The organism is Paenibacillus sp. FW104-T2 (assembly GCF_058789975.1).
This window is the reverse complement of sequence record NZ_JBYTCE010000031.1, coordinates 1-24778: the sequence shown is the minus strand read 5'-3', so window position 1 is coordinate 24778 and position 24778 is coordinate 1. Positions and strand designations below refer to the sequence as shown.

Here is a 24778-nt window from a genome sequence, read left to right as displayed (position 1 = left end):
AAAAGAGGTGTCAACATGAAAGGTATCTTAGGAAAAAAACTTGGAATGACTCAAGTGTTTACCGCTGAAGGTAACGTAGTACCAGTAACAGTTATCGAAGCAGGACCTTGTGTTGTTTTGCAAAAGAAAGATCTTGAGAACGATGGCTACGAAGCAGTTCAAATCGGTTACTCCGATAAGAAAGAGAAAAATGCCAATAAGCCAGAAGCAGGACACGCTAAAAAAGCGAATACTGCCCCTAAGCGCTACGTTCGTGAACTTCGCGGCATCAACATCGCGGAATATGAAGTTGGCCAAGAGTTGAAAGCTGACATTTTCGCAGAAGGCGAATTCGTTGACGTAACGGGTATTTCTAAAGGTAAAGGTTTTGCCGGCGTAATCAAACGTTGGGGACAAAGCACTGGACCTATGTCTCACGGTTCTCGTTATCACCGTGGCCCGGGTTCGATGGGTTCGATCCAAGCTAACCGCGTTCCTAAAGGCAAACACTTGCCAGGACACATGGGTCATGAGACTGTTACAATCCAACGTCTTGAAGTTGTTAAAGTAGACGCTGAGCGTAACGTGTTGCTCGTGAAGGGTTCCATTCCTGGACCGAAAAACAGTCTTGTAAAAGTTAAAGAAACGGTGAAAAAATAACCACTGAAGAAAGGAGGAACACAAAATGCCAAAAGTATCAGTTTACAATGTAGATGGTAGCCAAGTGGGCGAAGTTGAACTGAACGATGCAGTATTCGGAGTAGAGCCGAACACTTCCGTTCTGTACGATGCAGTGCTTATGCAACGCGCTTCCCTTCGTCAAGGTACCCACAAAGTAAAAGGACGTTCTGAAGTACGTGGCGGTGGACGTAAGCCTTGGAAACAAAAAGGTACAGGTCGCGCTCGTCAAGGTTCGATTCGTTCTCCACAATGGAAAGGCGGCGGTATCGTATTTGGTCCGACACCACGGAGCTATGCGTACAAACTGCCTAAGAAAGTTCGCCGTCTGGCGATCAAATCAGCTCTTTCATCCAAAGTGCTCGACAATGACATTATCGTTTTGGACGCTCTTTCGTTGAGCACACCTAAAACAAAAGAATTTGCAGCCATCTTGAACAACTTGAAAGTTGGACGCAAAGCTTTGATCGTAGCTCCTAGCTATGATGATAATGTGGCTCTTTCCGCACGGAATATTCCTGGCGTGAAATTCGTAGCAGCTGACGGCATTAATGTTCTTGACGTGCTTGCGCACGACAAACTGATCATTACGAAAGAAGCAGTTCAGAAGGTAGAGGAGGTGCTCGCGTAATGAAGGATCCTCGTGATATTGTTAAACGTCCGATTATTACGGAACGTACTGCTGACATGATGAATGACTTGAAATATGTATTTGAAGTCGATATCCGTGCAAACAAAACCGAGATCAAAAAAGCCGTGGAAGCTATTTTCAACGTAAAAGTGAAAAACGTGAACACTCTTCGTGTTCCAGCTAAGCCTAAACGGTACGGACGTTATTCCGGATATACTAGCGAATGGAAAAAAGCGTTTGTAACACTGACACAAGACAGCAAAACGCTTGAGTTCTTTGAAACTGTATAATTGAAATTGTTGAAGTAAGGAGGGAAACCCAGTGCCAATCAAAAAGTATAAACCGACATCCCCGGCAAGACGGAACATGTCCGTATCTACATTTGAGGAAATCACCACAGATCAGCCGGAGAAATCGTTGTTGGCCCCACTGAGCAAAAAGGCTGGCCGCAACAACCAAGGTAAAATTACAGTTCGTCACCACGGTGGTGGACATAAACGTAAATACCGTATCATTGACTTCAAACGTACTAAAGATGGAATACCGGGCCGCGTTGCTACGATCGAGTATGACCCGAACCGTACATCGAACATCGCCCTGATCCACTATGCTGATGGTGAGAAACGTTACATCATTGCTCCTAAAGGATTGAAAGTTGGAGATCAAATCTTCTCCGGTCCTGAATCCGACATCAAAATCGGTAACGCACTGCCACTTGAAAACATTCCAGTAGGTACCGTTATCCACAACATCGAGTTGAAACCAGGTAAAGGCGGACAATTGGTTCGTGCTGCTGGTACAGAAGCTCAATTGCTTGGTAAAGAAGAAAAATACGTTTCCGTTCGTCTCTCTTCCGGAGAAGTTCGTCGTATTCTGAAAGTTTGCCGTGCAACAATCGGTTCTGTTGGTAACCAAGACCACGAGCTCATCAAAATCGGTAAAGCCGGTCGTAGCCGTTGGTTGGGACAACGTCCTGAAGTTCGTGGTGTAGTAATGAACCCTAACGATCACCCACACGGTGGTGGTGAAGGTCGTGCTCCAATCGGACGTAAATCGCCAATGTCACCATGGGGTAAACCTACTCTTGGTTACAAAACGCGTAAGAAAAATAAAGCTTCTGATAAATACATCATTCGCCGCCGCACGAAGTAATACACACTGTGCATAACTTCGTGAGGCATCTGCGGATGCATAAACGCTACGTTTGAAGGGAGGATCTCCACATGGGTCGCAGTTTGAAAAAAGGGCCATTCATTGATGGCTACATGCTGAAAAAGGTAGAAGAGATGGACGCTTCCGGTAAAAAGAACGTTATCAAAACCTGGTCCCGTCGCTCTACAATTTTCCCACAATTCATCGGACACACATTCGGCGTATATGACGGACGTAAACACGTGCCAGTATACGTGACTGAGGACATGGTCGGACACAAATTGGGTGAGTTCGCTCCAACCCGTACGTACAAAGGCCATACTGATGATGACAAGAAAACAAGAAGATAAATGAACATCTTTAATGTTTGAGAGGAGGTTACACAATGGAAGCAAAAGCACATGCTAAGTTTATCCGGATTGCTCCTCGTAAAGTTCAACTCGTTGTTGACTTGATTCGCGGCAAGCAAGTTGGTGAGGCGGTTGCCATTCTCCGTCACACTCCGAAATCCGCTTCTCCAATCGTCGAGAAGTTGCTTAACTCCGCTATTGCGAATGCGGAACATAACTATTCTATGGATGTTAATAACTTGGTCATTTCGCAAGCTTACGTGAACCAAGGACCGACAATGAAACGTTTCCGCCCTCGTGCAATGGGACGTGCAAGTCGTATTAACAAACGTACTAGCCACATCACTTTGGTGGTATCTGAAAAGTAGAAGGAGGGAAAACGTGTGGGCCAAAAGGTAAATCCGGTCGGACTCCGTGTCGGAGTTATCCGTGACTGGGAATCTAAATGGTATGCAGGCAAAGACTTCGGTGATCTTTTGATGGAAGACGTGAAAATTCGTGAATTCCTGAAAAATAAATTGAAAGACTCCGCTATGTCTCGTGTTGAAATCGAGAGAGCGGCTAACCGCGTGAACGTAACGATTCACACAGCGAAACCAGGTATGGTAATCGGTAAAGGTGGATCTGAAGTTGAGAATCTTCGTAACCAAATTACGAAAATTGCTGGCGGTAAAAAAGTACACATCAACATCTCTGAAATTAAGAACCAAGACCTGGACGCAATCCTGGTAGCAGAAAGCATTGCACAACAACTGGAACGTCGCGTTTCTTTCCGTCGTGCTCTGAAACAAGCTATTCAAAGAACTATGCGCTCTGGTGCAAAAGGTATTAAAACTCAAGTGGGCGGACGTCTTGGCGGAGCTGAGATCGCACGTTCGGAAGGCTACAGCGAAGGAACTGTTCCACTGCACACGCTTCGTGCCGACATCGACTACGGTACAGCAGAGGCTCATACAACTTACGGCCGTATCGGCGTAAAAGTATGGATCTATCGTGGAGAGGTTCTTCCTACGGCTAAGAAACAAGCTGCTAAGGAAGGAGGCAACTAATCATGTTGGTACCAAAACGTGTAAAACACCGTAAGCAACAACGTGGACATATGAAAGGCCAAGCAAAAGGCGGAACTACGCTGAACTTTGGCGAATACGGTCTGCAAGCTACGGAACCGGCTTGGATTACGAACCGGCAAATCGAAGCGGCTCGTATTGCGATGACTCGTTACATCAAACGTGGTGGTAAAGTCTGGATTAAAATTTTCCCTGACAAACCAATCACTCAAAAGCCTCTCGAGGTTCGGATGGGTAGCGGTAAAGGTAACGTAGAAAAATGGGTTGCAGTTGTGAAACCAGGTAAGATCATGTTTGAACTTGCTGGTGTACCGGAGGAGATCGCACGCGAAGCGATGCGTCTTGCCGCTCACAAACTGCCAATCAAAACGAAGTTTGTGAAACGTGAAGAATTGGGTGGTGAAGCAAATGAAAGCTAGTGAATTTCGCAACCTAACCTCTGCTGAAATCGAGCAAAAGATTGCCGGATTTAAAGAAGAACTCTTTAACCTCCGCTTTCAACTCGCTACCGGTCAGCTGGATAACCCGACTCGAATCCGTGATGTGCGGAAAGAAATAGCTCGTGCTAAAACCATCATCCGTGAAAGAGAACTGGGTATCGGTTAATTAGAGGTCGGATATACATTCCGTCCGTAATCAGGAAGGAGGCCAACAATGAGCGAAGAACGTAACGCACGTAAAGTGCAAACTGGTAAAGTTGTTAGCGATAAAATGGATAAAACGATTGTTGTTGCTGTAGAAACTTACAAAAACCATAAATTGTACCATAAACGCATCAAGGTTACTAAAAAGTTCAAAGCGCATGACGAAGAAAACACTGCGAAAATCGGTGACACGGTGAAAATCATGGAGACTCGTCCGCTTTCGAAAGATAAACGCTGGAGACTTACTGAAATCGTAGAAAAAGCGGTTATCATCTAATGCATTATCAGCATAGCTGGAAGGAGGAATACTAAATGATTCAACCATTTACACGTTTGGCTGTAGCCGACAACTCCGGTGCGAAGGAACTGATGTGTATCCGCGTACTCGGCGGTACGGGACGTCGTACAGCACAAATCGGTGATCTGATCGTTTGTTCTGTAAAACAAGCAACACCAGGCGGCGTTGTCAAAAAAGGTGATGTAGTTAGAGCGGTTGTCGTTCGTACGAAACGTTCTGTACGTCGTAAAGACGGTTCCTACATCGGTTTTGATGAAAATGCAGCTGTTGTTGTAAAAGACGACAGAAGCCCACGTGGAACACGTATTTTCGGACCTGTTGCTCGTGAACTTCGCGAGAAAGACTTCATGAAAATCGTTTCCTTGGCCCCAGAGGTTATCTAATAGATTAAGCTCGTGATGTTTAGAAACAGGAGGTGTACGAAATGCCAAGAGTGAAAAAAGTTCTGGAATCCCATAACAACAAACTTCACGTTAAAAAAGAAGATACGGTTATGGTGATCAGCGGTAAAGACAAAGGTAAAAAAGGCCGTGTCATCGCTGCTTATCCTCGTGAGAACCGCGTCCTTGTGGAAGGTGTTAACATGATTAAAAAACACCAGAAGCCTAACCAGCAAAATCCGCAAGGCGGCATTATCGAGAAGGAAGCTCCGATTCACGTTTCCAACGTGATGCACATCGATCCAAAGAGCGGAAAAGTAACCCGTGTTGGTTACAAAGTGTTGGATAACGGAAAGAAAGTGCGCGTTGCTAAACGTTCCGGAGAAATTATCGACTAATTGAACCGAATGAGAAAGGAGGGCTATGATTCATGGCATCAAGAATGAAAGAACGTTACCTGCAAGAAATCGCTCCTGGTTTGATGCAGAAGTTTAACTATACAACGGTAATGCAAGTGCCTAAAATCGAGAAAATCGTTATCAACATGGGTGTGGGCGACGCTGTCCAAAACTCCAAAGTGTTGGATTCCGCAGTAAACGATTTGCAACTGATCGCAGGTCAAAAACCTGTAATCACTCGTGCTAAAAAATCTATCGCAGGTTTCAAACTGCGTGAGAACATGCCTATCGGTGTGAAAGTTACATTGCGCGGCGAGCGTATGTACTACTTCCTCGATAAATTGTTCAACGTTACATTGCCTCGTGTCCGCGACTTCCGCGGTGTATCGAGCAAAGCGTTCGACGGACGTGGTAACTACACACTGGGTCTGAAAGAACAATTGATCTTCCCAGAGATCGAGTATGATAAAGTAGACAAAGTCCGCGGTATGGACATTGTTATTGTAACAACGGCGAAAACAGACGAAGAGTCCCGTGAGTTGCTCACGCAACTGGGAATGCCTTTCGTAAAATAAAGTTGGCATAACGTTTCCGGGTGTCTGGAAGGACTCCCTTTTCTCCGAAATTATTTAGGAGGTGTCAGGCTAAAGTGGCAAAAACTTCGATGAAAGTTAAACAACAACGTACACCAAAGTTTAAAGTGCGTTCTTATACACGCTGTGAGCGTTGCGGACGTCCACATTCGGTGCTGCAAAAGTTCAAAATTTGCAGAATTTGCTTCCGTGAATTAGCTTATAAAGGCCAGATTCCTGGCGTGAAAAAAGCAAGCTGGTAAAAAGTCCTGAACGGGAAGGAGGTTAACTCACAATGACTATGTCTGATCCAATTGCAGATATGCTTACTCGTATTCGTAACGCGAACACTGTTCGTCACGAAACAGTAGAAATGCCTGCTTCGACAATGAAAAAACAAATCGCCGATATCCTGAAGCGTGAAGGTTTCATCCGTGACGCTGAAGTTATCGATGATAACAAACAAGGGATTATCCGTGTTTTCCTGAAATACGGTCAAAATAACGAGCGCGTTATCACTGGTCTGAAAAGAATCAGTAAACCTGGTCTTCGTGTTTACACGAAAAGCAACGAAGTACCTCGTGTACTTGGTGGCCTGGGTATCGCGATCATCTCGACATCCAAAGGTGTTATGACGGACAAAGAAGCTCGTCAATCGAAATCCGGCGGAGAAGTCGTTTGCTACGTTTGGTAATATAACGTCACAAGATAGGAGGTGCAACATATGTCTCGTATTGGTCGCAAACCAATTACAGTACCAAGTGGTGTGGACATCACACTGGACAACACCGTTATTACGGTAAAAGGACCAAAAGGAACTCTGACTCGTGAACTTCATAAAGACATGAAGGTTACAGTTGAGAACAACGAAATTACAGTTGTGCGTCCTTCCGATAACAAAACTCACCGTTCTTTGCACGGCACAACGCGCAGCGTTGTAAGCAACATGGTGAGCGGCGTTACTGAAGGATTCGCAAAATCTCTGGAGTTGGTTGGGGTCGGATATCGTGCAAGCAAATCCGGAGATAAAATCGTTCTGAACGTTGGATACTCTCACCCGGTTGAAATTACACCGGAAGCGGGAATTGAATTCGAAGTTCCTTCGAATACAAAAATCATCGTTCGCGGGATCGACAAAGAGCGCGTAGGTGCTTACGCTGCTAAAATCCGTTCCGTTCGTGAACCTGAGCCGTACAAAGGTAAAGGTATTAAATATGAAGGCGAGCGTATCATCCGTAAGGAAGGTAAAGCCGGTAAGAAGAAATAAGATTTCTCTTACCGCCTTTGCGCGGCTTTCGGCTTGCTTGCTTCGTGTGTTTCTAATATACCCCGTGGCTTCCGGTTTGAAGCCAGCGAGGTAACCTGAAAGGAGTGAATCCCTGAGATGATTACGAAACAAGATAAAAACAAGGCTCGTCTGAAAAGACACCTGCGTGTTCGTAAGAAAATCCAAGGAACGGCAGCACGTCCTCGTTTGAACGTATTCCGTTCTGGTAAACATATGTACGCTCAAATTATCGATGACGTAGCTGGTGTAACGATCGCTTCCGCGTCTACTGTAGACAAAGAACTGAGCAGCGACATCAAAAACGGCGCTTCTGTTGAGTCAGCTCGTAAAGTTGGCGAACTCGTTGCAAAACGTGCGAAAGACAAAGGCGTTTCTAACATCGTATTTGACCGTAGCGGATATCTGTACCATGGTCGTATCGCAGCATTGGCTGAAGCGGCTCGTGAAGCAGGACTTGAGTTTTAAGATATTTTTCAAAAGGAGGTTAACGACTTGCGTGTAGATCCGAATACTTTGGAACTGACTGAAAGAGTTGTAAATATTAATCGCGTAGCTAAAGTAGTAAAAGGCGGACGCCGTTTCAGCTTTAGCGCACTGGTTGTAGTCGGCGACGGCAACGGCTGGGTTGGAGCTGGTATCGGTAAAGCGGGCGAAGTACCTGATGCAATTCGCAAAGGTATTGAAGACGCTAAGAAAAACCTTGTACACGTTCCACTCGTAGGAACATCGATTCCTCACTTGGTAACAGGTAAGTTCGGCGCAGGACGCGTTCTGTTGAAACCAGCATCTGAAGGTACTGGTGTTATCGCTGGTGGTCCTGTACGTGCGGTTCTCGAACTTGCTGGTGTAGGTGACATTTTGACAAAATCTCTGGGTTCTTCGAATTCCATGAACATGGTCAATGCGACTTTGGAAGGTTTGTCCCGTTTGAAGCGTGCTGAAGACGTGGCTAAACTGCGCGGAAAATCCGTCGAAGAGCTTCTGGGTTAAGGAGGGAATCTCATGGCTAAATTGGAAATTACCCTCGTCCGCAGCTTGATCGGACGTCCGGAGACGCAAAGAACAACTGTGAAAACATTGGGCTTGCGCAAAATCAACAGCAAAGTGGTTCAAAATGATAATCCAGCCATTCGTGGTATGATTAACAAAGTAAGTCACTTGGTAGCTGTTAAAGAAGTAGAAGCTTAATACGGGATATTCCCATAAATCTTTAAGGAGGTGCAACGAACGATGAAGTTACATGAGCTTTCCCCAGCTCCTGGATCCCGCAAAGAGCGTAAACGTCTTGGTCGCGGTCCAAGTAGTGGTACGGGTAAAACATCAGGTCGCGGTCACAAAGGACAAAACGCTCGTTCCGGCGGTGGTGTACGTCCGGGCTTCGAAGGTGGACAAAATCCATTGTATCGTCGCTTGCCAAAACGTGGTTTCGTAAACCCAACTCGCAAGGAATATGCGGTTGTGAATATTGAAGACCTGAACAGTTTTGCTGCGGGTACTGAAGTAACTCCAGAATTCTTGATGACGAACGGCGTAGTTAAAAACGCTAAATCCGGAATCAAGATCCTGGGTAACGGTGAAGTCACTGTGAAGCTGACTGTTAAAGCTAACAAGTTTTCTCAATCTGCGGTGGAGAAAATTGAAGCTGCCGGCGGTACAACCGAGGTGATTTAATGTTCAAGACCCTAAAGAATATCTGGCGGGTTGAAGATCTGCGCAAAAGGGTATTATTTACCCTTTTTGTACTGATCATTTACCGCATCGGATCCTTCGTTCCAGTACCTGGAGTAAACAAAGAGGTTTTCGAAGCGACAAATTCTGCGGGTAAAGAAGTTTTTGGACTTCTCAATACGTTCTCGGGTGGAGCACTGTTCCAGTTCTCGATCTTTGCACTCGGGATCGTACCTTACATCACTGCGTCTATCATAGTACAGTTGCTTTCCATGGACGTTATCCCTAAGTTAGCGGAATGGGCTAAGCAAGGTGAACAAGGTAAGAAAAAATCAGCTCAGCTGACTCGTTATTTAACGATCGGTCTGGCATTGATTCAAGCGTTTGGTACGTCGATCGGATTCAACCGCTTGTACAATACAGAGATGGTGCCTAACGCCACTTTTGCTGATTATATCTTGATCGCGATTGTACTTACGGCCGGTACTTCATTCCTGATGTGGCTTGGTGAGCAGATCACCGAGAAGGGCATAGGAAACGGGATTTCGATTTTGATCTTTGCGGGTATCCTCTCAACGGTGCCTAACATTATCAAACAGACAATCGAGTCCGACTTCATTCAACCTGATCAGTTGTTCATGAACATCCTTAAAGGTGTAATCGTCGCGATTGTTATTGTGTTGATTATCATCGGTGTCATTTACATTCAGCAGGCGATTCGGAAAATTCCTGTGCAGTACGCGAAACGCGTCGTAGGTAACAAAATGTACGGTGGACAGAATACACATATCCCGCTGAAGATTAACGCAGCAGGTGTTATCCCTGTCATCTTTGCTTCATCTCTGTTGATGTTCCCAACGATTATCGCCAACTTCTGGGCTGATCGTTTATGGGCACAGTGGATCGGACAAAATCTGACTACTCACAAACCTCTGGGTATGTTATTGTATGTCGTGATGATCTTCGGTTTCACTTTCTTCTATACTTTTGTACAGATGAATCCACAGCAGATGGCTGATAATATGAAAAAGAACGGCGGTTACATCCCAGGCATTCGCCCGGGTAAAGCAACCGAGAAATATCTGACCCGTGTCATGACTCGTTTGACAATGGCCGGAGCCATCTTCTTGGCAGTCATTTCCGTTCTGCCTGTATTCTTAGGGGCACTTTCTGGTTTGCCTCAATCGGCGCAAATTGGAGGAACGTCTCTCCTGATCGTTATCGGTGTTGCGCTCGATACCATGAAGCAAATCGAAAGCCAATTGATCAAACGCCACTACAAAGGTTTTATCAATAAATAGGCAATAGGTACCGGTCAAGCTAAGATTTACTTGCCGGCACCTATTGTGCTGTTTGTTGATGTAGGGTAGTCTTGGAGGGAGTGACATAACGTGAACATCCTATTCATGGGCCCTCCGGGGGCAGGAAAAGGAACGCAAGCAGACGTCATCGTGAAAGAGTTCGGTATTCCCCACATTTCAACAGGCGATGCATTTCGTCTGGCGATTAAGCAGGGAACTCCCATTGGCCTGAAAGCCAAGGAATATATGGATCAAGGATTGCTTGTACCAGATGATGTAACCATCGGCATCGTTGAAGAACGGTTGCAGCAGCCCGACTGCAGAGAAGGATTCCTCTTGGATGGTTTTCCAAGAACCCTGTCTCAAGCAGAAGCGCTTGATGGCATCCTGGACCGACTGAACTCAGGTCTCGATCATGTAATCAACCTGAAAGTGGACCGCGACAAATTGCTGGCTCGTTTGACGGGTCGTCGCATTTGCAAAAACTGTGGCGCCACTTATCATGTCGTATTCAATCCGCCTAAGCAGGAAGGTATTTGTGATAAATGCGGCGGCGAGTTGTACCAACGCTCGGATGATAACGAAGAGAGCGTAGGAACCCGTCTTGACGAATATATCAACAAAACAGCACCACTCCTCACGTTTTATGAGAACAAAGGTCTTCTTCGTCAAATGAACGGAGAACAGGATATTGATCAAGTCTCTCAAGAGATCGTGTCCTTACTGCGAGGTTAATTGAATGATCATTGGTAAGTCCGAAACGGAACTGGGCTTGATGAGGGAAGCAGGGAGAATCGTTGCGGAAACGCATCGTCTCTTGGCAGAGCATATCGCTCCCGGTATTACGACTGGAGAACTTGACCATATGGCCGATCAATACATCCGCAGTCAAGGAGCTGTGCCGTCTTTCAAAGGTTATAACGGTTTTCCTGCCAGTGTGTGCGCTTCAGTAAATGAAGAGTTGGTGCATGGATTTCCCGGCAAACGCAAGTTGAACGAGGGCGATATCGTTACGTTTGACATTGGCGCGCAGTACCAGGGGTATCATGGAGATTCTGCCTGGACTTATCCGGTCGGCCGTATTTCCGAAGAAGCCCGTCGTCTTCTGGACGTTACCGAGGCTTCGTTATACGCAGGTCTGGCGCTGGTTAAACCGGACATTCGCTTGTTTACTATATCTCATGCGATTCAGAAATATATTGAGGATGCCGGTTTTTCGGTAGTTCGGGAATATGTCGGTCACGGCATAGGAGCGGATCTGCACGAAGAACCCCAAATTCCGAACTATGGTCTTCCTGATCGGGGACCACGGCTTAAAGCGGGCATGGTGCTGGCCATAGAGCCGATGGTTAACGCAGGTAGCCGGTATGTGAAAACGTTGGAAGATAATTGGACTGTCGTTACTGTTGACGGATCGTTATGTGCCCACTTTGAACACACCGTAGCAGTTACACCAGATGGCATGGAAATTTTCACAAAACTGAATGCGTAGGTGATGAGGCATGAATAATCAGTCTAATCCGCAGCTCGGTCAACTTGTGAAGATCCGTAAAGGCCGCAATGCGGACCAAGCCGCGGTAATTGTTGCTATAGCGGACAGTAGGTTCGTGTATATAGCGGATGGAGACAAACGTAAGTTTGATCAACCTAAGAAGAAGAATATTCTTCATCTGGAGCTCCAGCCGATGATCAGCAGCGAGGTTGTAAACAGTTTAAACGAGAGTGGTCGGGTGACAAACGGAAAGCTCCGCTATGCGGTTCATTCGTTTCTGGAATCCACCAACATTCAAGCTGAAGAGAAAGGAGACTGACTAATGGCCAAGGAAGATGTCATTGAAGTGGAAGGCACGGTTCTTGAACCGCTGCCGAATGCAACATTCAAGGTTGAGCTTGAGAACGGTCATCAAATTCTCGCTCACGTTTCCGGCAAGCTGCGGATGCACTTTATCCGTATCCTGACTGGTGACAAAGTAGTTGTTCAGTTATCGCCTTATGATCTGACAAAAGGACGTATAACTTACCGTAAATAGTAGTAGACAGTTGCAATGAACTGTGAAGCTTGAAGCGGGTTTTGCCCGGCAAAACTTGCGAAAGCTTCGAAGCCGGTTTTACAATGGTAAAACGAGGTCAATGCTTACGAAGAGAGTTTTGCTAAGCAGAACTTTGAGGAGGTAATTCACATGAAGGTAAGACCTTCGGTCAAACCGATTTGCGAAAAATGCAAAGTCATTCGCCGCAAAGGGAATGTTATGGTTATCTGTGAAAATCCGAAACACAAACAAAAACAAGGTTAATGAAGGGGGTGTAGCGTAAAATGGCACGTATAGCTGGTGTGGATTTGCCACGTGATAAGCGCGTTGAGATCGCCTTGACTTATATTTTCGGAATCGGTAAAACGACTTCCCAGAAAATTCTGAGCTCTACAGGCATCAATCCGGACACTCGTGTTCGTGATTTGACGGAAGATGAAGTCAGCAAATTGCGTGAAAGTATCGACAAAGAGGTCAAAGTAGAAGGTGACCTGCGTCGTGAAATCTCTTTGAATATTAAACGTTTGACGGAGATCGGTTGTTACCGTGGAGTTCGTCATCGTCGTGGTCTGCCTGTTCGTGGACAACGTACGAAAACGAATGCTCGTACTCGTAAAGGTCCTCGTCGTACAGTAGCGAACAAGAAGAAATAATAAGGGGGGATAAGAGAAAATGGCTAAACCGAAAAAAGTCGTACGTACTAAACGTCGTGACCGTAAAAATATTGAATCTGGCGTGGCACATATCCGTTCCACTTTCAATAACACTATCGTTACCATTACGGATCCTCACGGAAACGCAATTTCGTGGGCAAGCTCCGGCGGCCTCGGATTCAGAGGTTCCCGTAAATCGACTCCGTTTGCTGCACAAATGGCTGCTGAGACTGCTGCCAAAGCTGCAATGGAACATGGGATGAAAGCCGTTGAGGTTATGGTTAAAGGACCAGGCGCAGGCCGTGAAGCAGCGATCCGCTCTTTGCAAGCTGCAGGTCTGGAAGTTAACCTGATCAAAGACGTAACTCCAGTCCCACACAACGGATGCCGTCCTCCAAAACGTCGTCGTGTCTAATGAGATTTGCCCCTGCGTGTGGTATAAATCCAGCACAATCTGCTAATAATGGTTGTTTAGGCATACTACTACATGTTTTCGCAAGAGAAGGTAAATGTTTCATAGAGGACCGACGTTTTGAAGGAGGGGTATTGCAGTGATTGAAATCGAAAAGCCGAAAATTGAGACGGTTGACGTCAACGATGATGGCACCTATGGGAAATTCGTAGTAGAACCGCTGGAGCGCGGATACGGAACGACGCTTGGAAACTCGCTTCGCCGAATCTTGCTCTCGTCACTGCCGGGTGCGGCAGTGTCTTCGGTTCAAATCGATGGCGTTCTGCATGAATTTGCTACAGTTCCTGGCGTAATGGAAGATGTAACGGAGATTATTCTTAACCTGAAAGCTTTGTCGCTTAAAATTCATTCGGATGAGGAGAAAGTGCTCGAGATTGATGCTGAAGGCGAAGGAGCAATCACGGCTGGAGATATCCGTGCTGATTCCGATGTGGAAATCCTTAACCCGGATCTGCACATTGCTACGCTCGGACCAGGTTCGAGACTTCACATGCGTATTTTTGCCAATCGCGGTCGCGGCTACGTCCAGGCAGATCGGAATAAACGCGATGACCAGCCGATCGGCGTCATCCCAGTCGATTCCATCTTCACCCCGATCAGCCGCGTTAACTACGCTGTGGAAAATACGCGTGTTGGCCAAGTAACCAACTATGACAAGCTCACGTTGGAAGTTTGGACAGACGGAAGTATTCGTCCTGAAGAGGCTGTAAGCCTCGGCGCTAAAATTTTGACCGAGCATTTGATGCTCTTCGTCGGTCTTACAGACGAAGCGAAAGATGCTGAGATCATGGTCGAAAAAGAAGAAGACAAAAAAGAAAAAGTACTCGAAATGACGATCGAAGAGCTGGATCTCTCTGTTCGTTCCTACAACTGCCTGAAACGTGCCGGTATTAATACCGTGCAAGAGCTGACTACGAAAACGGAAGAAGACATGATGAAAGTCCGTAACCTCGGACGCAAGTCTTTGGAAGAAGTTCAAGAGAAGCTCGAAGAATTGGGTCTGGGACTCCGTACAGAAGAATAGACAGCTGAGTGCTTGAAGTGAAGGAGGGAAAACAATGGCATACCAAAAGTTGGGCCGTAATTCCAGCGCGCGTAAAGCTTTGTTCCGTGACCTGGTAACCGACCTGTTCTTGTACGAGCGCATTCAGACAACTGAAGCGAAAGCAAAAGAGGTTCGCTCTATTGCTGAAAAACTGATCACTAAAGCGAAAAAGGGAGATCTTCATGCCCGTCGCCAAGTGGCAGCTTATGTTCGCCGCGAAACTATCGATGGTGAGCAAGATGCAATCCAAAAACTGTTTAGCGAATTGTCCGGTCGTTACGCTGAGCGTCCAGGTGGATACACTCGTATCCTTAAACTGGGACCTCGTCGTGGTGACGCAGCGCCTATGGTTTACTTGGAACTGGTTGACCGCGCGTAAAACAGATGAGATGAGGAAAGGGGACAGAGTCGTTGATTCTGGATTAACCCTTTTTTTCACTTCATTTCGGAATTCGTGCTGTAATAGAAGCTCCGGAAGGGGCTTCTTTTGCTGTTCGGGGTAGGGTATGTATAGTATGGAACAAAGGTGTGGTAATGATGCGCAACTTGTGCATGACGCTTGCTTATGATGGCACTGCTTATTATGGCTTCCAGGTACAGCCGGGGGGGAATACGATTCAGGATCATCTTGAAGATGCCATTCGTGCATTGACAGGTGAGACGGTCAAGATAACGGGGTCAGGTAGAACTGACGCGGGTGTTCATGCTCGGAGGCAGATCTTCAACTTTGCTACCGAATCTCAAATCCCGATTGAACGATGGTGTATTGCACTTAATTCTAGATTACCCTCTGATATTGTTGTTATTGATGCGATAGAGGTACCGCTTGAGTTTCATTCTCGCTATGCAGCGAAAACGAAGACGTACCGCTATACGATCAATGCAAATCAATTTCCGGATGTATTCAACAGAAGGCTGCAATATCATCATCATGCCAGGTTAGACGTAACTGCAATGCAGGAGGGGCTTCGTCATTTTATTGGTACGTATGATTTCACCTCCTTTGCTTCCCGCAAGTCTCAGAAAGACAATCATATACGTTCGGTATACGACGCATGGATAGAGGTTGACCGTTCAATGTGCAGAGATCATCCGCGCGATCAGGGAGTCATTCATATTTATGTGAGCGGCAACGGCTTTTTGCAGCATATGGTTCGCATTATTGTAGGTACACTGCTGGAGATCGGAGAGGGCAAACGGAAAGCCTCTGATGTACCGAATATGATTGCCGCATGTAATCGCTCTGCTGCAGGACCAACTGCGGTAAGTTGCGGTTTAATGCTCTGGGATCTTGAATACAAAAAAGATTAAATTTGGTGAGTGAAAAGCTTAATTAACACTTGCGATTTAACCTCCTATCATGTAATATAAAAGTTGTGTTTTCTTAATGGCTTTCCCACAGCCCCAATTAAGAGCGTCACATCGCAACAACTATCCATCAACACCTAAAGTTATCACTTAATGAACGAAGATAAATGAAAATGAGATTTTGAACATTTTAAGGAGGAACTTTTCATGCGTACAACGTACATGGCGAAGCCTAACGAAGTTGAGCGCCAATGGCACATCATTGATGCCGAAGGCAAAACGCTCGGACGTTTGGCGAGCGAAGCAGCTGCTTTGATCCGCGGCAAACACAAGCCACAATTCACTCCACATGTGGACACTGGCGATTTCGTAGTTATCATCAATGCTGAGAAAATCGTATTGACTGGTAAAAAAATGCAAGACAAGAAATACTACCGTCACTCGATGCACCCAGGTGGTTTGAAAGTAACTTCTGCAGAAGATATGGTTAAAAACAAACCGGAACGTATGTTGGAATTGGCTGTTCGCGGTATGCTTCCTAAAACTCGCATGGGCGAAAAAATGAAGCTGAGACTTAAAGCGTACAGAGGCACTGAGCATCCACATGCAGCACAAAAACCAGAAGTTTACGAACTTCGCGGTTAATTAAAAGGAGGACAGTTTCATGGCACAAGTACAATACTATGGGACAGGTCGTCGTAAACATTCGGTAGCTCGTGTTCGCCTTGTACCGGGTGAAGGACGCATTGTCATCAACAAACGTGATATTAATGAATACTTCGGTTTGGAAACACTCAAACTGATCGTAAAACAACCACTGACTTTGACAGAAACGCTTAGCAACTATGACGTTTTGGTTATCGCTCATGGTGGCGGAATCTCCGGTCAAGCTGGAGCAATCCGTCATGGTATCTCCCGCGCTCTGCTCAAAGCAGATCCGGAATACCGTGCTTCCCTGAAAAAAGCAGGATTCCTGACTCGTGACCCACGGATGAAAGAACGTAAAAAATACGGTCTCAAAGCCGCTCGTCGCGCTCCTCAGTTCTCCAAACGTTAATATGTATTACAAGCCTCTGGCCTCGGCCAGAGGTTTTTTGTTGTCTATAAAACGTGGATTAGTTGTTCCAAGGATTGCGCAAACAGTTTGTCATATGTATATGATCTAACATGCCTTATTTCTCATCTTAGATTTGGATGAAGATAGATCATTTCGGACAGGGTTACGCGAGACCCCAATCATCAGTTTTTCTTATGAATTCAATAAAAGTCACTTACATGTATGCACAGAGAATTCAAATTTTTTCATGCACGCTTGGTTCCTTTGCATTTCATATTTGGTCTTAGCACAAGCATTATCATTCTGGATTTTAGTGCAGTTTAATCCTGATAACCTTGTAGGGACAAAGGATTTCACGATTAGCACAGCAAATTGGACTCTAATACCTTCTTTCCTGCTTAAGTTAATTGCAATGGACTTATTTGAAGAGAACCTAAAGAGAATCTAAGTATTCACAAAATGCTTGGTAATCCACTCACAAAAATGGGCTGCAAATGAATCATTTTACCATGTGGCAGGCATTGACATCCCCCCTGAAAGATTTATACTATACATAATTCTTATTAGATTGGTCGGCATTAAAGTTTTCGGGAAAAGCAGAATGGGGGAAATTCAGAATGAACTTGTTGGAAAAAGAAAACCTTGCTCGGACGAAAGCAGAAGAATTGGAAAACGCAAGCCCTGAGGATATTATCCGTTACGCTGTTGAGACATTCCCAAATATCACTTTTGCATGCAGCTTTGGTGCGGAAGATGTTGTACTTGTAGATATGCTGCAGAAGGTAAGTCCATCTACGGATGTTTTTTATCTCGACACTGATTTTCACTTCAAGGAAACGTATGAGACTCGTGATCTTATGAAAGAGAAATACAATATGGATTTTGTGCGTGTCTCTCCCAAAATTACGCCTGAAGAACAGGCGGCCCAACATGGAGAGGAATTGTGGAAATCGGATCCTAATGCTTGTTGCAATATTCGCAAGGTTGAGCCGCTGACACGTATTCTTTCCAAGTATGATGCTTGGATCACGGGAATTCGCAGAGATCAAGCACCGACTCGTGCTAATGCGAAGAAGGTGGAATACGATACGAAGTTTGGACTTATGAAATTTAACCCGATCGCTCATTGGACTTCTGAGGATGTGTGGGACTATATTCGGGCCAATAACGTTGTATATAACCCTCTCCATGATCAGAACTATCCGAGCATTGGTTGTGAATATTGCACCCGTCAAGTTATGCCAGGTGAAGATCCGCGTGCAGGACGATGGTCCGGTAATGATAAAACAGAATGCGGACTTCATAAATAAAGTATTCGAAATAGCGGGAACATCCTTAGCCCTTACATCTTAGCTTTGAACATTTCTCTATCGAACCTCCACTATGAAGAGAATTTAGGGAGCTGACAAAATGACATCGCTTCTGCCTCTATGACGTTATTCGGTATAAAAGTGCGTGGTCAGCTCCGTGATGGAGGAGTACCCGCCACCAGAATTACTCGTCCTGAGGTAGCTGAAGTGCTGATTGAGGGAATGGCGGAGCAAGTCCGCTCCTAACGGTATATTTGTCCATCTTGTCCCATATAGATGATTAGAGTCATTTATAGGGACGAGGTGGTTTTTTTATGCGTAAAAATATGGGGAAGCATTTTGTGGTATGGATCCGGTTGCGTACAGTAAAGCGTGTGCTGCTAAGCCTATGTCTTCTTGCGATGTTGGTAGCTGTGGTGACGTATGAACTTCCTTCATCGAAGACGTCCGGATATTGGGGGCTGCCGTTAGCAGGTAAAGTCATCGCGATTGATGCAGGGCATGGTGGACCAGACGGGGGGGCTGTGAGCAAGCAGGGGGTCATCGAGAAGGATATCAACTTGTCGATTGCTTTGTATGTACGGGACTATCTGCAGCAAGCTGGAGCACTGGTGGTCATGACACGAGAGATTGACACAGATCTTGCAGAGGCAGATACCAGAGGATATTCCAAACGGAAGACAGAAGATCTTAAGCAAAGAGTAAGAAGAATTGAAGACAAGCAGGCAGATCTGTTTATCAGCATTCACATGAACAGTGTCCCTTCGAACCGCTGGAGTGGCGCACAGGTCTTTTATACACCCAACCACCCCGACAATGAAGGCTTGGCCAATCTGTTGCAGCAAGAGATGATTCGTAATCTTGAAAATACAGATCGAATTGCAAAAACGGTAAATACCGTATATCTGCTTCAAGCATTGAAAATTCCGTCTGCTCTCGTAGAAGTTGGTTTCTTATCTCATCCGGATGAGGCACGTCTTCTTGCCGATGAAGCATATCAGCGTAAAGTAGCCGCTTCCATCTATAATGGAATATTGAGGTATTCCTCAGGGGAACGTCCCAAAAGTTAGTTACAAAGAGAAGGAGAATGTTATAATTAACACAGCATACCTAATTACATGCCAATAGATAAAGCTGAGGTGCTGTCTGATGATATCAAAAGAACAGATACTTGAACTATTGCAACCTTTACAGGAACCACAATTGGGAGTGAGTCTGACCGAGCTTCAATGGATTCGTGATGTCATGGTAAAAGAAAATCATGTGGCATTGACCATTGTTACATTGGACAATCAGACTGAGGATACAACTGCTCTTAGTGATGCCGCACGTAACCTATTGTCTCAACATGGGATTCAGGATGTACATATACGCCTGCGTGCAGCATCAGAACATGAACGAGAGATTGTGAATGCAGGACAACCTGGGAATGAGCAGAATGACGAAGAAGTGCTTGTAAAAGGCCACGCAGCAGGTCTGGATGGTCATGAGTTATTAAGCCCTGAATCGGGTGTTCGCTATATTGCAGTAGCAAGTGGCAAAGGTGGGGTAGGTAAATCTACAGTCACAGTGAATCTGGCTGCTGCCCTCGCTCGGCAAGGTAAAAAAGTTGGATTAATTGATGCGGACATCTATGGTTTCAGTGTACCTGATATGATGGGGATTGAAGAATACCCAGTTGTAGAGGATGGAATCATTCAGCCGGTCGAGCGTTTCGGTGTGAAAGTGATGTCGATGGGATTTTTCATTCGTGAAAATAACCCTGTAATCTGGCGTGGTCCTATGCTGGGTCGTATGCTGCGTCAGTTCTTTACAGATGTAAATTGGGGAGAACTGGACTACATGCTGCTTGATTTGCCTCCAGGCACAGGTGACATAGCCCTGGATGTGCATCAAATGCTGCCACAGAGCAAGGAGATCATCGTGACAACGCCGCATGCAACAGCAGCATTTGTAGCCGCGAGAGCGGGTGCAATGGCGATTCAGACCGAGCATGAGCTGCTGGGTGTTGTAGAGAACATGGCTTATTACGAATGTGGCAAATGTGGAGAGAAAGACTATGTCTTTGGTCGTGGGGGCGGTGGACGTCTTGCGGAAAGCCTGCACACAGAGCTGCTCGCACAGATTCCTCTCGGTTCACCGGACAATCATCCATCGGAGCCTGATTTCTCGCCATCTGTATATAAGGCTGATACACGCATCGGTGCCATATACGATGAAGTAGCGCAGACAATTGAGACTAAGTTTTAGCATATTGAAACAATTAGCACAACATCAAAAAGCCTGCATCCATCGGATGCGGGCTTTTATAACGTATAACATGGTTCCGTTCCTGAAATCAGGATTAACTGTCTCGACAGGGATTATGATCCTCCGCCACTTCCGGAGTCACCACCACTTCCGCCATCTCCACTGTCGCCGCCGCCACCACCTTCGCCTTCTTGGCCGCCGCCGCCCTCCTGCTGTCCGCCTTGTTCTTGACCGCCGGATTCAACTTTTGGTTGCAGTTCTTCCTGTACTACTTTTTTGAGCAGCGTGAGCACTTCCATCCGAAATAGCGGATTCTGCATGACTTCTTGCATTACGGTCATGGTCTGTTTACGATACTCTGGAGTTTTGGTCATGTCCATAAACATTTTGGACACTTCCGGTGATTTCATGATATCCCCAACCGATTTTTGATAAGTGGGATCTTTGATCAACTGCATATGCAGCTGCTTGCTTTGCGAGTTAATGGCTTTGGCAAATTCACTTGCAAATTGTGGATCTGTCATGATTTTCTCGAATTCCTTTTGGTACTCGGGAGCCGTGATGGTATCTTTAACAGCAATACGTATTTGTTCTGAAGATTGCATGGGCATTAACATTTTCATACCGATGGTTCCAGACCCGCCACCCGATCCGCCGCCACTTTGTTCGGAATCTCCACCTTCGCCGCCACCCCCGGAGGAACTTTGGCCAGTTAGAGCTTCTTCTACAGCCTTCTTGCCTTCATCACTTTTCAGAATATCCACGACCATCGTTTTCATCTCTTTATAACTGCCTTGAGGAGGCGAAGAATTCTGATCTGAACCGCAGCCGGCAAGCATGACGGATAGCCCCAATACGGCGCAGCTTAGCTGCCACAAAGGCCGTTTCATGTGCATAACCCCTCCTTGATTAGATACTGCATTTAGTATGTGATGGGCAAGCACTAAATATGTTGAATGGTGATGGTTTTTTGCTGAGAAGGTTGGTAAAATAAACTCTCGGGGGTGGAAAACATTTGAATTTACGTAAATGGTTTTTCCTATTTTGGACAGCCTTACTTATCGGAGCAGCCGGATCGCTAGTAACAGGTCTCATTATGATGCTGGTAAACGGGGAGAGAACGAACGGAATTTTCGATTTTCTGCTGTATCTCCTGATTTTATTTGGATCAGGGGTGATGATTAGTGTGTATTCTCAGATGGGTTTTTTCGCTTACTTGATACTGAATTATATGGGCAAAGGTGTATTTCCGAAACGCGGATGGCAGATCGTTCAGCTTGTTTTAACCGTGCTCGCTTTACTTGACGTCATGTTTTTGCGTTTGTTTGTCGGAGGCGGACGAGAACGTTTATCCGACATCGTACTTGGAATCATTATTTTGGCAGCTGCAATTGTTACCGCTTACGTGAAAGTGAAAAAGACACATATCTCGGCAATGATCCCAACGCTCTTTTTCATGATTGCAGTAACCGTGGTGGAGACGATCGGTGTGCTCCGAATCGATGTAAATGCCGCTACCACCTTTATTGTGGTCCCGTTGCTGGCATGTAATGCATACCAAATGCTAATATTACATAAGCTGGTGGATGGTTCTGCAGAGCAGGCCGTGAGCGGGAGAACGGAGCAAGCATAAGAAGGAAGCTATTCTGGATCTTTTAATAAAACGCGAAAAAGAGCTAACCTGGTTAGCTCTTTTCATTTATGCTGCCAATGTGATGCGAAACCTTCAGAATTGAATATTGAATACAAAGCCTATAGTTTAACTGTAAATCTTGCTAGTGTTATTGAGCACTGGCTTGATCACGGACTTCTGTACCTTTGGCACTGGAATGATTCAGCAGTTCGGAGACGGTTACGAATTCATATCCCTGATTTCTTAATTTATCGATAATGACTGGCAGTGCTTCATGAGTTTGTTTGGAAGAATCACTCGCATGTAGAAGTACGATATCTCCAGGGTGCGCTTTGCTGACTACCCGATCTACGATGGTTTGTACACCTGGATTCTTCCAATCCTGTGAGTCGGTATCCCATTGAACGACCTGGTAGTTAAGACTGCTGGCTACTTGAAGTACGCGTTTGTCAAAATCCCCATTGGGCAGACGAAGCAGATTCGGTTCTTTTCCCGTTAAATCGGTTAAAATGCTATGAGCAGTCGAAATTTCCTTGCGAATTTCTTCTTCAGTCATGGTGCTGTAATTATCGTGCTTATGTCCGTGGCTGCCAATTTCGTATCCCGCATCCTTGATGGAGGTTACAATCTCGGGGTGTGTCTTGCTCCAAGGGGAGGATAAGAAGAAGGTAGCCTTCTCTACTTTGTTATCCTGCAGCACTTTAAGGATGGGTTCCGTGCGCTTATCGCCCCAGCTAATATCAAATGTAAGTGCAATTACTTTTTTCTCTGTGGGTACGTTGTAGACAGCCGACGGTGAATCCTCCGAGAATACTGAAACATTGCCGCTTTCCAGATAAATAATCCCGATAGCAAAGACGGCAGCAGCCAGCACAATCAGGAAACGTTTAATCTTTTTGCCGCTAAATACATAGAACGAGTTCATTTCAATAAGCGCCCCTCTCCCATAAGAAATGCTTGTTTACTCTCCAATGTATGCTCGTACAGCGCAGTTATTCGCATGAGAAATTTGTTTGTCCATCAACTTCAGTCATTAGGAGGTTATCATGTTAAAATTCAGTACATTTCTAAGGGATCTGGGATCCATTCGTAACGCATTAATCTGGTCGGTTATATTGTTTGTTGCAGGGATAGGAGCTGGATGGGTAAGTACAGGGCCACTGCAGGACATATTATTGAACCAGATAGGCGGACTTCAAGAGGTAAGCAGACAGCTCGAACAGAGCGGAAATGTGCAATGGAATTTCTTTATCTTTATCTTTCTTAATAATGCCATCAAAAGTGTGCTCGTGATCTATGCAGGAATTTTCTTTGGAATATTGCCTGTTATATTTTTAGTAATTAACGGAATGGTTATTGGTTTTCTAGTGCATATCACCACAGATAATGGAGCCAGTCTTTTTGATATCGTGGTAAAGGGACTTTTACCGCACGGAATTATAGAAATTCCCGTCATTATCATTGCCTGTGCTTTTGGTCTCAAGTTTGGGGGACTGGCATCCAGAAGCCTCATTGAACTTGGAAGTGCCAAACGTCAGGGGTTAGGAAAACAGTGGGAGACTTTTTTGAAGAAGACATTAACTGCGTCGTGCTGGGTTATTATCCTATTGTTTATTGCAGCCATTATCGAAAGTACGATTACCTTCAGTATTGTGCGTGGATAAATTTGTATGGAATGACATTCATAAATTTTCAGAAAGTTGACCATAACAATAAAACGGGTTTCAGCAATCCCATAGGTAAGAGTATTTTATAACCCATAGGGGCTGAAATCGGCGCGTCTAATATAACCCTGACTTTAGAGAGTGTGGGATTCAATATACAAATATAAAGGCGCGCCTTATCCATATGCAGAAAAAGGAGAACTCTTAATGCTGGGTATGCTGTTTAACGAGAAGGAATGTAAGGAACTCGATTATGTGTTACGTAAAGAGCTGGATGAGATGTTGTTTGACCTCAGTGATAATCGCCTCGACCAGGAGATCAAATACGCTATAGCGAGTAGATACAAAACAGTATTCCGCATGTATGCTCGATTCGCTCCGCCCAAGGAGCTGTCCAAATACGCAAGAAGTGGCAAACTCAAAAAGTCTAAACCGTAAGAAGCATGGTACAGATCTTCAAACATGCAGTATTAATTGATGAGCGAGGTGCGGACCGCTACAGCCAGCGCTGTACCTCCATAACTACTTAGGACGAATCTATGAATGGAATAACGTGAATGATAACAAATTGTCGAAAAAGGGTTGACCTATTGGTTTAGATATGATAAATTAATTTTCGTTCCTTTTTAGGACAAACCACCAAAACAAGTACCTGCAGCAAAAGGAATGAATAACATTTCTGAAAAAAAGTACTTGCAAAGTGGAACTGAACATGATATATTATAAAAGTCGCCGCTGAAAACGACGACAACATGAAAAACAGCAATAAATTGAATGTTTGATCTTTGAAAACTGAACAACGAGTGAGTAACGATCTTACTTGTAAGATCGATGCTGAGAAATCGGTACAAGTCATTTGACTGTATGATTTCAAAGCAAAAATGAGATTTTTAATCTCGTCAGATTCAAAATGAGCTAATCGCTCTTTTCAATACTTTATTGGAGAGTTT

General features: G+C 45.2%; 42 protein-coding genes. 40 read left to right on the top strand and 2 right to left on the bottom strand.

Features of this window, described 5'->3' with window-relative positions; all coding sequences use genetic code 11:
- The first annotated feature begins 15 nt into the window (after nucleotides 1–15).
- The 37 genes from rplC (at nucleotide 16) to AC3WQ3_RS26470 (ending at nucleotide 20531) form a co-directional block, all read left to right on the top strand.
- A complete protein-coding gene (gene rplC / locus AC3WQ3_RS26650) occupies nucleotides 16–639 on the top strand; it encodes a 50S ribosomal protein L3 (protein WP_095362280.1) in 624 nt (207 codons plus the stop codon).
- A gap of 25 nt (nucleotides 640–664) precedes the next feature.
- The gene (rplD, locus tag AC3WQ3_RS26645; RefSeq protein ID WP_095293419.1) at nucleotides 665–1288 is read left to right on the top strand and encodes a 50S ribosomal protein L4; all 624 of its coding nucleotides are present in this window, start codon (nucleotides 665–667) and stop codon (nucleotides 1286–1288) included.
- Complete coding sequence (gene rplW, locus AC3WQ3_RS26640) at nucleotides 1288–1578, top strand: 50S ribosomal protein L23 (protein WP_024633586.1); 291 nt, start codon at nucleotides 1288–1290, stop codon at nucleotides 1576–1578. The genes rplD and rplW overlap by 1 nt, the downstream gene beginning before the upstream one ends.
- A 31-nt stretch (nucleotides 1579–1609) precedes the next feature.
- Entirely contained in the window at nucleotides 1610–2440 is an 831-nt protein-coding gene (gene rplB, locus AC3WQ3_RS26635; protein ID WP_095293418.1) for a 50S ribosomal protein L2, read from the top strand.
- 71 nt (nucleotides 2441–2511) lie between these two features.
- Nucleotides 2512–2790, top strand: coding sequence for a 30S ribosomal protein S19 (gene rpsS, locus AC3WQ3_RS26630; protein WP_095293417.1), 279 nt, complete (start codon nucleotides 2512–2514; stop codon nucleotides 2788–2790).
- Nucleotides 2791–2825: 35 nt separating this feature from the next.
- Complete coding sequence (gene rplV / locus AC3WQ3_RS26625) at nucleotides 2826–3158, top strand: 50S ribosomal protein L22 (RefSeq protein ID WP_095293416.1); 333 nt, start codon at nucleotides 2826–2828, stop codon at nucleotides 3156–3158.
- 15 nt (nucleotides 3159–3173) lie between these two features.
- Nucleotides 3174–3839, top strand: coding sequence for a 30S ribosomal protein S3 (gene rpsC, locus AC3WQ3_RS26620; RefSeq protein ID WP_090924673.1), 666 nt, complete (start codon nucleotides 3174–3176; stop codon nucleotides 3837–3839).
- A gap of 2 nt (nucleotides 3840–3841) precedes the next feature.
- Nucleotides 3842–4276, top strand: coding sequence for a 50S ribosomal protein L16 (rplP, locus tag AC3WQ3_RS26615; RefSeq protein ID WP_017692082.1), 435 nt, complete (start codon nucleotides 3842–3844; stop codon nucleotides 4274–4276).
- Nucleotides 4266–4463: a 50S ribosomal protein L29 gene (gene rpmC, locus AC3WQ3_RS26610; protein ID WP_017692083.1), complete on the top strand. Its 198-nt coding sequence runs from the start codon at nucleotides 4266–4268 to the stop codon at nucleotides 4461–4463. Before rplP ends, rpmC begins: the two co-directional genes overlap by 11 nt.
- 48 nt (nucleotides 4464–4511) lie before the next feature.
- Complete coding sequence (gene rpsQ / locus AC3WQ3_RS26605; protein WP_095293415.1) at nucleotides 4512–4778, top strand: 30S ribosomal protein S17; 267 nt, start codon at nucleotides 4512–4514, stop codon at nucleotides 4776–4778.
- A gap of 35 nt (nucleotides 4779–4813) precedes the next feature.
- The gene (rplN, locus tag AC3WQ3_RS26600; protein ID WP_090905289.1) at nucleotides 4814–5182 is read left to right on the top strand and encodes a 50S ribosomal protein L14; all 369 of its coding nucleotides are present in this window, start codon (nucleotides 4814–4816) and stop codon (nucleotides 5180–5182) included.
- 41 nt (nucleotides 5183–5223) lie between these two features.
- The gene (gene rplX / locus AC3WQ3_RS26595) at nucleotides 5224–5577 is read left to right on the top strand and encodes a 50S ribosomal protein L24 (RefSeq protein ID WP_024633578.1); all 354 of its coding nucleotides are present in this window, start codon (nucleotides 5224–5226) and stop codon (nucleotides 5575–5577) included.
- Nucleotides 5578–5609: 32 nt separating this feature from the next.
- Entirely contained in the window at nucleotides 5610–6152 is a 543-nt protein-coding gene (gene rplE / locus AC3WQ3_RS26590) for a 50S ribosomal protein L5 (RefSeq protein ID WP_095293414.1), read from the top strand.
- A 74-nt stretch (nucleotides 6153–6226) separates the two neighbouring features.
- Complete coding sequence (locus AC3WQ3_RS26585; protein ID WP_095362279.1) at nucleotides 6227–6412, top strand: type Z 30S ribosomal protein S14; 186 nt, start codon at nucleotides 6227–6229, stop codon at nucleotides 6410–6412.
- Between the two features lie 32 nt (nucleotides 6413–6444).
- A complete protein-coding gene (gene rpsH / locus AC3WQ3_RS26580) occupies nucleotides 6445–6843 on the top strand; it encodes a 30S ribosomal protein S8 (RefSeq protein WP_095293413.1) in 399 nt (132 codons plus the stop codon).
- A gap of 30 nt (nucleotides 6844–6873) precedes the next feature.
- Nucleotides 6874–7416 (top strand): 50S ribosomal protein L6, encoded by a 543-nt coding sequence (gene rplF, locus AC3WQ3_RS26575; RefSeq protein WP_090924669.1) that lies wholly within the window; start codon nucleotides 6874–6876, stop codon nucleotides 7414–7416.
- A 117-nt stretch (nucleotides 7417–7533) separates the two neighbouring features.
- Nucleotides 7534–7902 (top strand): 50S ribosomal protein L18, encoded by a 369-nt coding sequence (gene rplR, locus AC3WQ3_RS26570; RefSeq protein ID WP_095293412.1) that lies wholly within the window; start codon nucleotides 7534–7536, stop codon nucleotides 7900–7902.
- A gap of 27 nt (nucleotides 7903–7929) precedes the next feature.
- Complete coding sequence (gene rpsE, locus AC3WQ3_RS26565; RefSeq protein WP_017692091.1) at nucleotides 7930–8427, top strand: 30S ribosomal protein S5; 498 nt, start codon at nucleotides 7930–7932, stop codon at nucleotides 8425–8427.
- A 12-nt stretch (nucleotides 8428–8439) separates the two neighbouring features.
- The gene (gene rpmD / locus AC3WQ3_RS26560) at nucleotides 8440–8625 is read left to right on the top strand and encodes a 50S ribosomal protein L30 (protein WP_017692092.1); all 186 of its coding nucleotides are present in this window, start codon (nucleotides 8440–8442) and stop codon (nucleotides 8623–8625) included.
- A 42-nt stretch (nucleotides 8626–8667) separates the two neighbouring features.
- Nucleotides 8668–9108: a 50S ribosomal protein L15 gene (gene rplO / locus AC3WQ3_RS26555; protein ID WP_095293411.1), complete on the top strand. Its 441-nt coding sequence runs from the start codon at nucleotides 8668–8670 to the stop codon at nucleotides 9106–9108.
- A complete protein-coding gene (gene secY, locus AC3WQ3_RS26550) occupies nucleotides 9108–10406 on the top strand; it encodes a preprotein translocase subunit SecY (protein WP_095293410.1) in 1299 nt (432 codons plus the stop codon). The genes rplO and secY overlap by 1 nt, the downstream gene beginning before the upstream one ends.
- A gap of 90 nt (nucleotides 10407–10496) precedes the next feature.
- Nucleotides 10497–11141, top strand: coding sequence for an adenylate kinase (locus AC3WQ3_RS26545; protein ID WP_095293409.1), 645 nt, complete (start codon nucleotides 10497–10499; stop codon nucleotides 11139–11141).
- Nucleotides 11142–11145: 4 nt separating this feature from the next.
- The gene (map, locus tag AC3WQ3_RS26540; protein ID WP_127540943.1) at nucleotides 11146–11898 is read left to right on the top strand and encodes a type I methionyl aminopeptidase; all 753 of its coding nucleotides are present in this window, start codon (nucleotides 11146–11148) and stop codon (nucleotides 11896–11898) included.
- Between the two features lie 10 nt (nucleotides 11899–11908).
- On the top strand, nucleotides 11909–12217 hold the full coding sequence (locus AC3WQ3_RS26535; RefSeq protein WP_095293407.1) for a KOW domain-containing RNA-binding protein: 309 nt from the start codon (nucleotides 11909–11911) through the stop codon (nucleotides 12215–12217).
- Between the two features lie 3 nt (nucleotides 12218–12220).
- The gene (gene infA / locus AC3WQ3_RS26530) at nucleotides 12221–12436 is read left to right on the top strand and encodes a translation initiation factor IF-1 (RefSeq protein ID WP_017692098.1); all 216 of its coding nucleotides are present in this window, start codon (nucleotides 12221–12223) and stop codon (nucleotides 12434–12436) included.
- A 150-nt stretch (nucleotides 12437–12586) separates the two neighbouring features.
- Nucleotides 12587–12700, top strand: coding sequence for a 50S ribosomal protein L36 (gene rpmJ, locus AC3WQ3_RS26525; RefSeq protein ID WP_003333770.1), 114 nt, complete (start codon nucleotides 12587–12589; stop codon nucleotides 12698–12700).
- 20 nt (nucleotides 12701–12720) lie between these two features.
- The gene (gene rpsM, locus AC3WQ3_RS26520) at nucleotides 12721–13089 is read left to right on the top strand and encodes a 30S ribosomal protein S13 (protein ID WP_095293406.1); all 369 of its coding nucleotides are present in this window, start codon (nucleotides 12721–12723) and stop codon (nucleotides 13087–13089) included.
- 19 nt (nucleotides 13090–13108) lie between these two features.
- The gene (gene rpsK / locus AC3WQ3_RS26515) at nucleotides 13109–13504 is read left to right on the top strand and encodes a 30S ribosomal protein S11 (protein WP_017692100.1); all 396 of its coding nucleotides are present in this window, start codon (nucleotides 13109–13111) and stop codon (nucleotides 13502–13504) included.
- 136 nt (nucleotides 13505–13640) lie between these two features.
- Complete coding sequence (locus AC3WQ3_RS26510; protein WP_024633566.1) at nucleotides 13641–14585, top strand: DNA-directed RNA polymerase subunit alpha; 945 nt, start codon at nucleotides 13641–13643, stop codon at nucleotides 14583–14585.
- 34 nt (nucleotides 14586–14619) lie between these two features.
- Nucleotides 14620–14985 carry a 50S ribosomal protein L17 gene (rplQ, locus tag AC3WQ3_RS26505; RefSeq protein WP_017692102.1) on the top strand — a complete coding sequence of 122 codons (366 nt, stop codon included), beginning with the start codon at nucleotides 14620–14622 and terminating at the stop codon, nucleotides 14983–14985.
- A gap of 158 nt (nucleotides 14986–15143) precedes the next feature.
- Nucleotides 15144–15917 (top strand): tRNA pseudouridine(38-40) synthase TruA, encoded by a 774-nt coding sequence (gene truA / locus AC3WQ3_RS26500; protein ID WP_127540945.1) that lies wholly within the window; start codon nucleotides 15144–15146, stop codon nucleotides 15915–15917.
- Between the two features lie 204 nt (nucleotides 15918–16121).
- On the top strand, nucleotides 16122–16559 hold the full coding sequence (rplM, locus tag AC3WQ3_RS26495; protein WP_127540947.1) for a 50S ribosomal protein L13: 438 nt from the start codon (nucleotides 16122–16124) through the stop codon (nucleotides 16557–16559).
- Between the two features lie 19 nt (nucleotides 16560–16578).
- Nucleotides 16579–16971, top strand: a complete 393-nt coding sequence (rpsI, locus tag AC3WQ3_RS26490) for a 30S ribosomal protein S9 (protein WP_056697740.1) — start codon at nucleotides 16579–16581, stop codon at nucleotides 16969–16971.
- 617 nt (nucleotides 16972–17588) lie between these two features.
- A complete protein-coding gene (locus AC3WQ3_RS26485; protein ID WP_492474168.1) occupies nucleotides 17589–18281 on the top strand; it encodes a phosphoadenylyl-sulfate reductase in 693 nt (230 codons plus the stop codon).
- 120 nt (nucleotides 18282–18401) lie between these two features.
- Complete coding sequence (locus tag AC3WQ3_RS26480) at nucleotides 18402–18527, top strand: hypothetical protein (RefSeq protein ID WP_492474167.1); 126 nt, start codon at nucleotides 18402–18404, stop codon at nucleotides 18525–18527.
- A gap of 68 nt (nucleotides 18528–18595) precedes the next feature.
- Nucleotides 18596–19351, top strand: coding sequence for an N-acetylmuramoyl-L-alanine amidase CwlD (cwlD, locus tag AC3WQ3_RS26475; RefSeq protein ID WP_095293402.1), 756 nt, complete (start codon nucleotides 18596–18598; stop codon nucleotides 19349–19351).
- A 79-nt stretch (nucleotides 19352–19430) separates the two neighbouring features.
- Nucleotides 19431–20531, top strand: coding sequence for an Mrp/NBP35 family ATP-binding protein (locus tag AC3WQ3_RS26470; RefSeq protein ID WP_336784367.1), 1101 nt, complete (start codon nucleotides 19431–19433; stop codon nucleotides 20529–20531).
- Between the two features lie 113 nt (nucleotides 20532–20644).
- On the opposite strand, the gene gerD is transcribed toward AC3WQ3_RS26470, so the two are convergent.
- On the bottom strand, nucleotides 20645–21421 hold the full coding sequence (gerD, locus tag AC3WQ3_RS26465; protein WP_154896974.1) for a spore germination lipoprotein GerD: 777 nt from the start codon (nucleotides 21419–21421) through the stop codon (nucleotides 20645–20647).
- A gap of 125 nt (nucleotides 21422–21546) precedes the next feature.
- Between gerD and AC3WQ3_RS26460 the strand changes: the two genes are divergently transcribed.
- Nucleotides 21547–22164: a KinB-signaling pathway activation protein gene (locus AC3WQ3_RS26460; protein ID WP_492474166.1), complete on the top strand. Its 618-nt coding sequence runs from the start codon at nucleotides 21547–21549 to the stop codon at nucleotides 22162–22164.
- Between the two features lie 148 nt (nucleotides 22165–22312).
- Here AC3WQ3_RS26460 and pdaB read toward each other — a convergent pair whose 3' ends face one another.
- Nucleotides 22313–23089: a polysaccharide deacetylase family sporulation protein PdaB gene (gene pdaB, locus AC3WQ3_RS26455; protein WP_492474165.1), complete on the bottom strand. Its 777-nt coding sequence runs from the start codon at nucleotides 23087–23089 to the stop codon at nucleotides 22313–22315.
- Nucleotides 23090–23210: 121 nt separating this feature from the next.
- Between pdaB and AC3WQ3_RS26450 the strand changes: the two genes are divergently transcribed.
- Together AC3WQ3_RS26450 and AC3WQ3_RS26445 are read left to right on the top strand one after the other, a co-directional pair.
- On the top strand, nucleotides 23211–23828 hold the full coding sequence (locus AC3WQ3_RS26450) for a stage II sporulation protein M (protein WP_492474164.1): 618 nt from the start codon (nucleotides 23211–23213) through the stop codon (nucleotides 23826–23828).
- Nucleotides 23829–24035: 207 nt separating this feature from the next.
- Nucleotides 24036–24266 carry a hypothetical protein gene (locus AC3WQ3_RS26445; RefSeq protein WP_095293396.1) on the top strand — a complete coding sequence of 77 codons (231 nt, stop codon included), beginning with the start codon at nucleotides 24036–24038 and terminating at the stop codon, nucleotides 24264–24266.
- Nucleotides 24267–24778 lie beyond the last annotated feature (512 nt).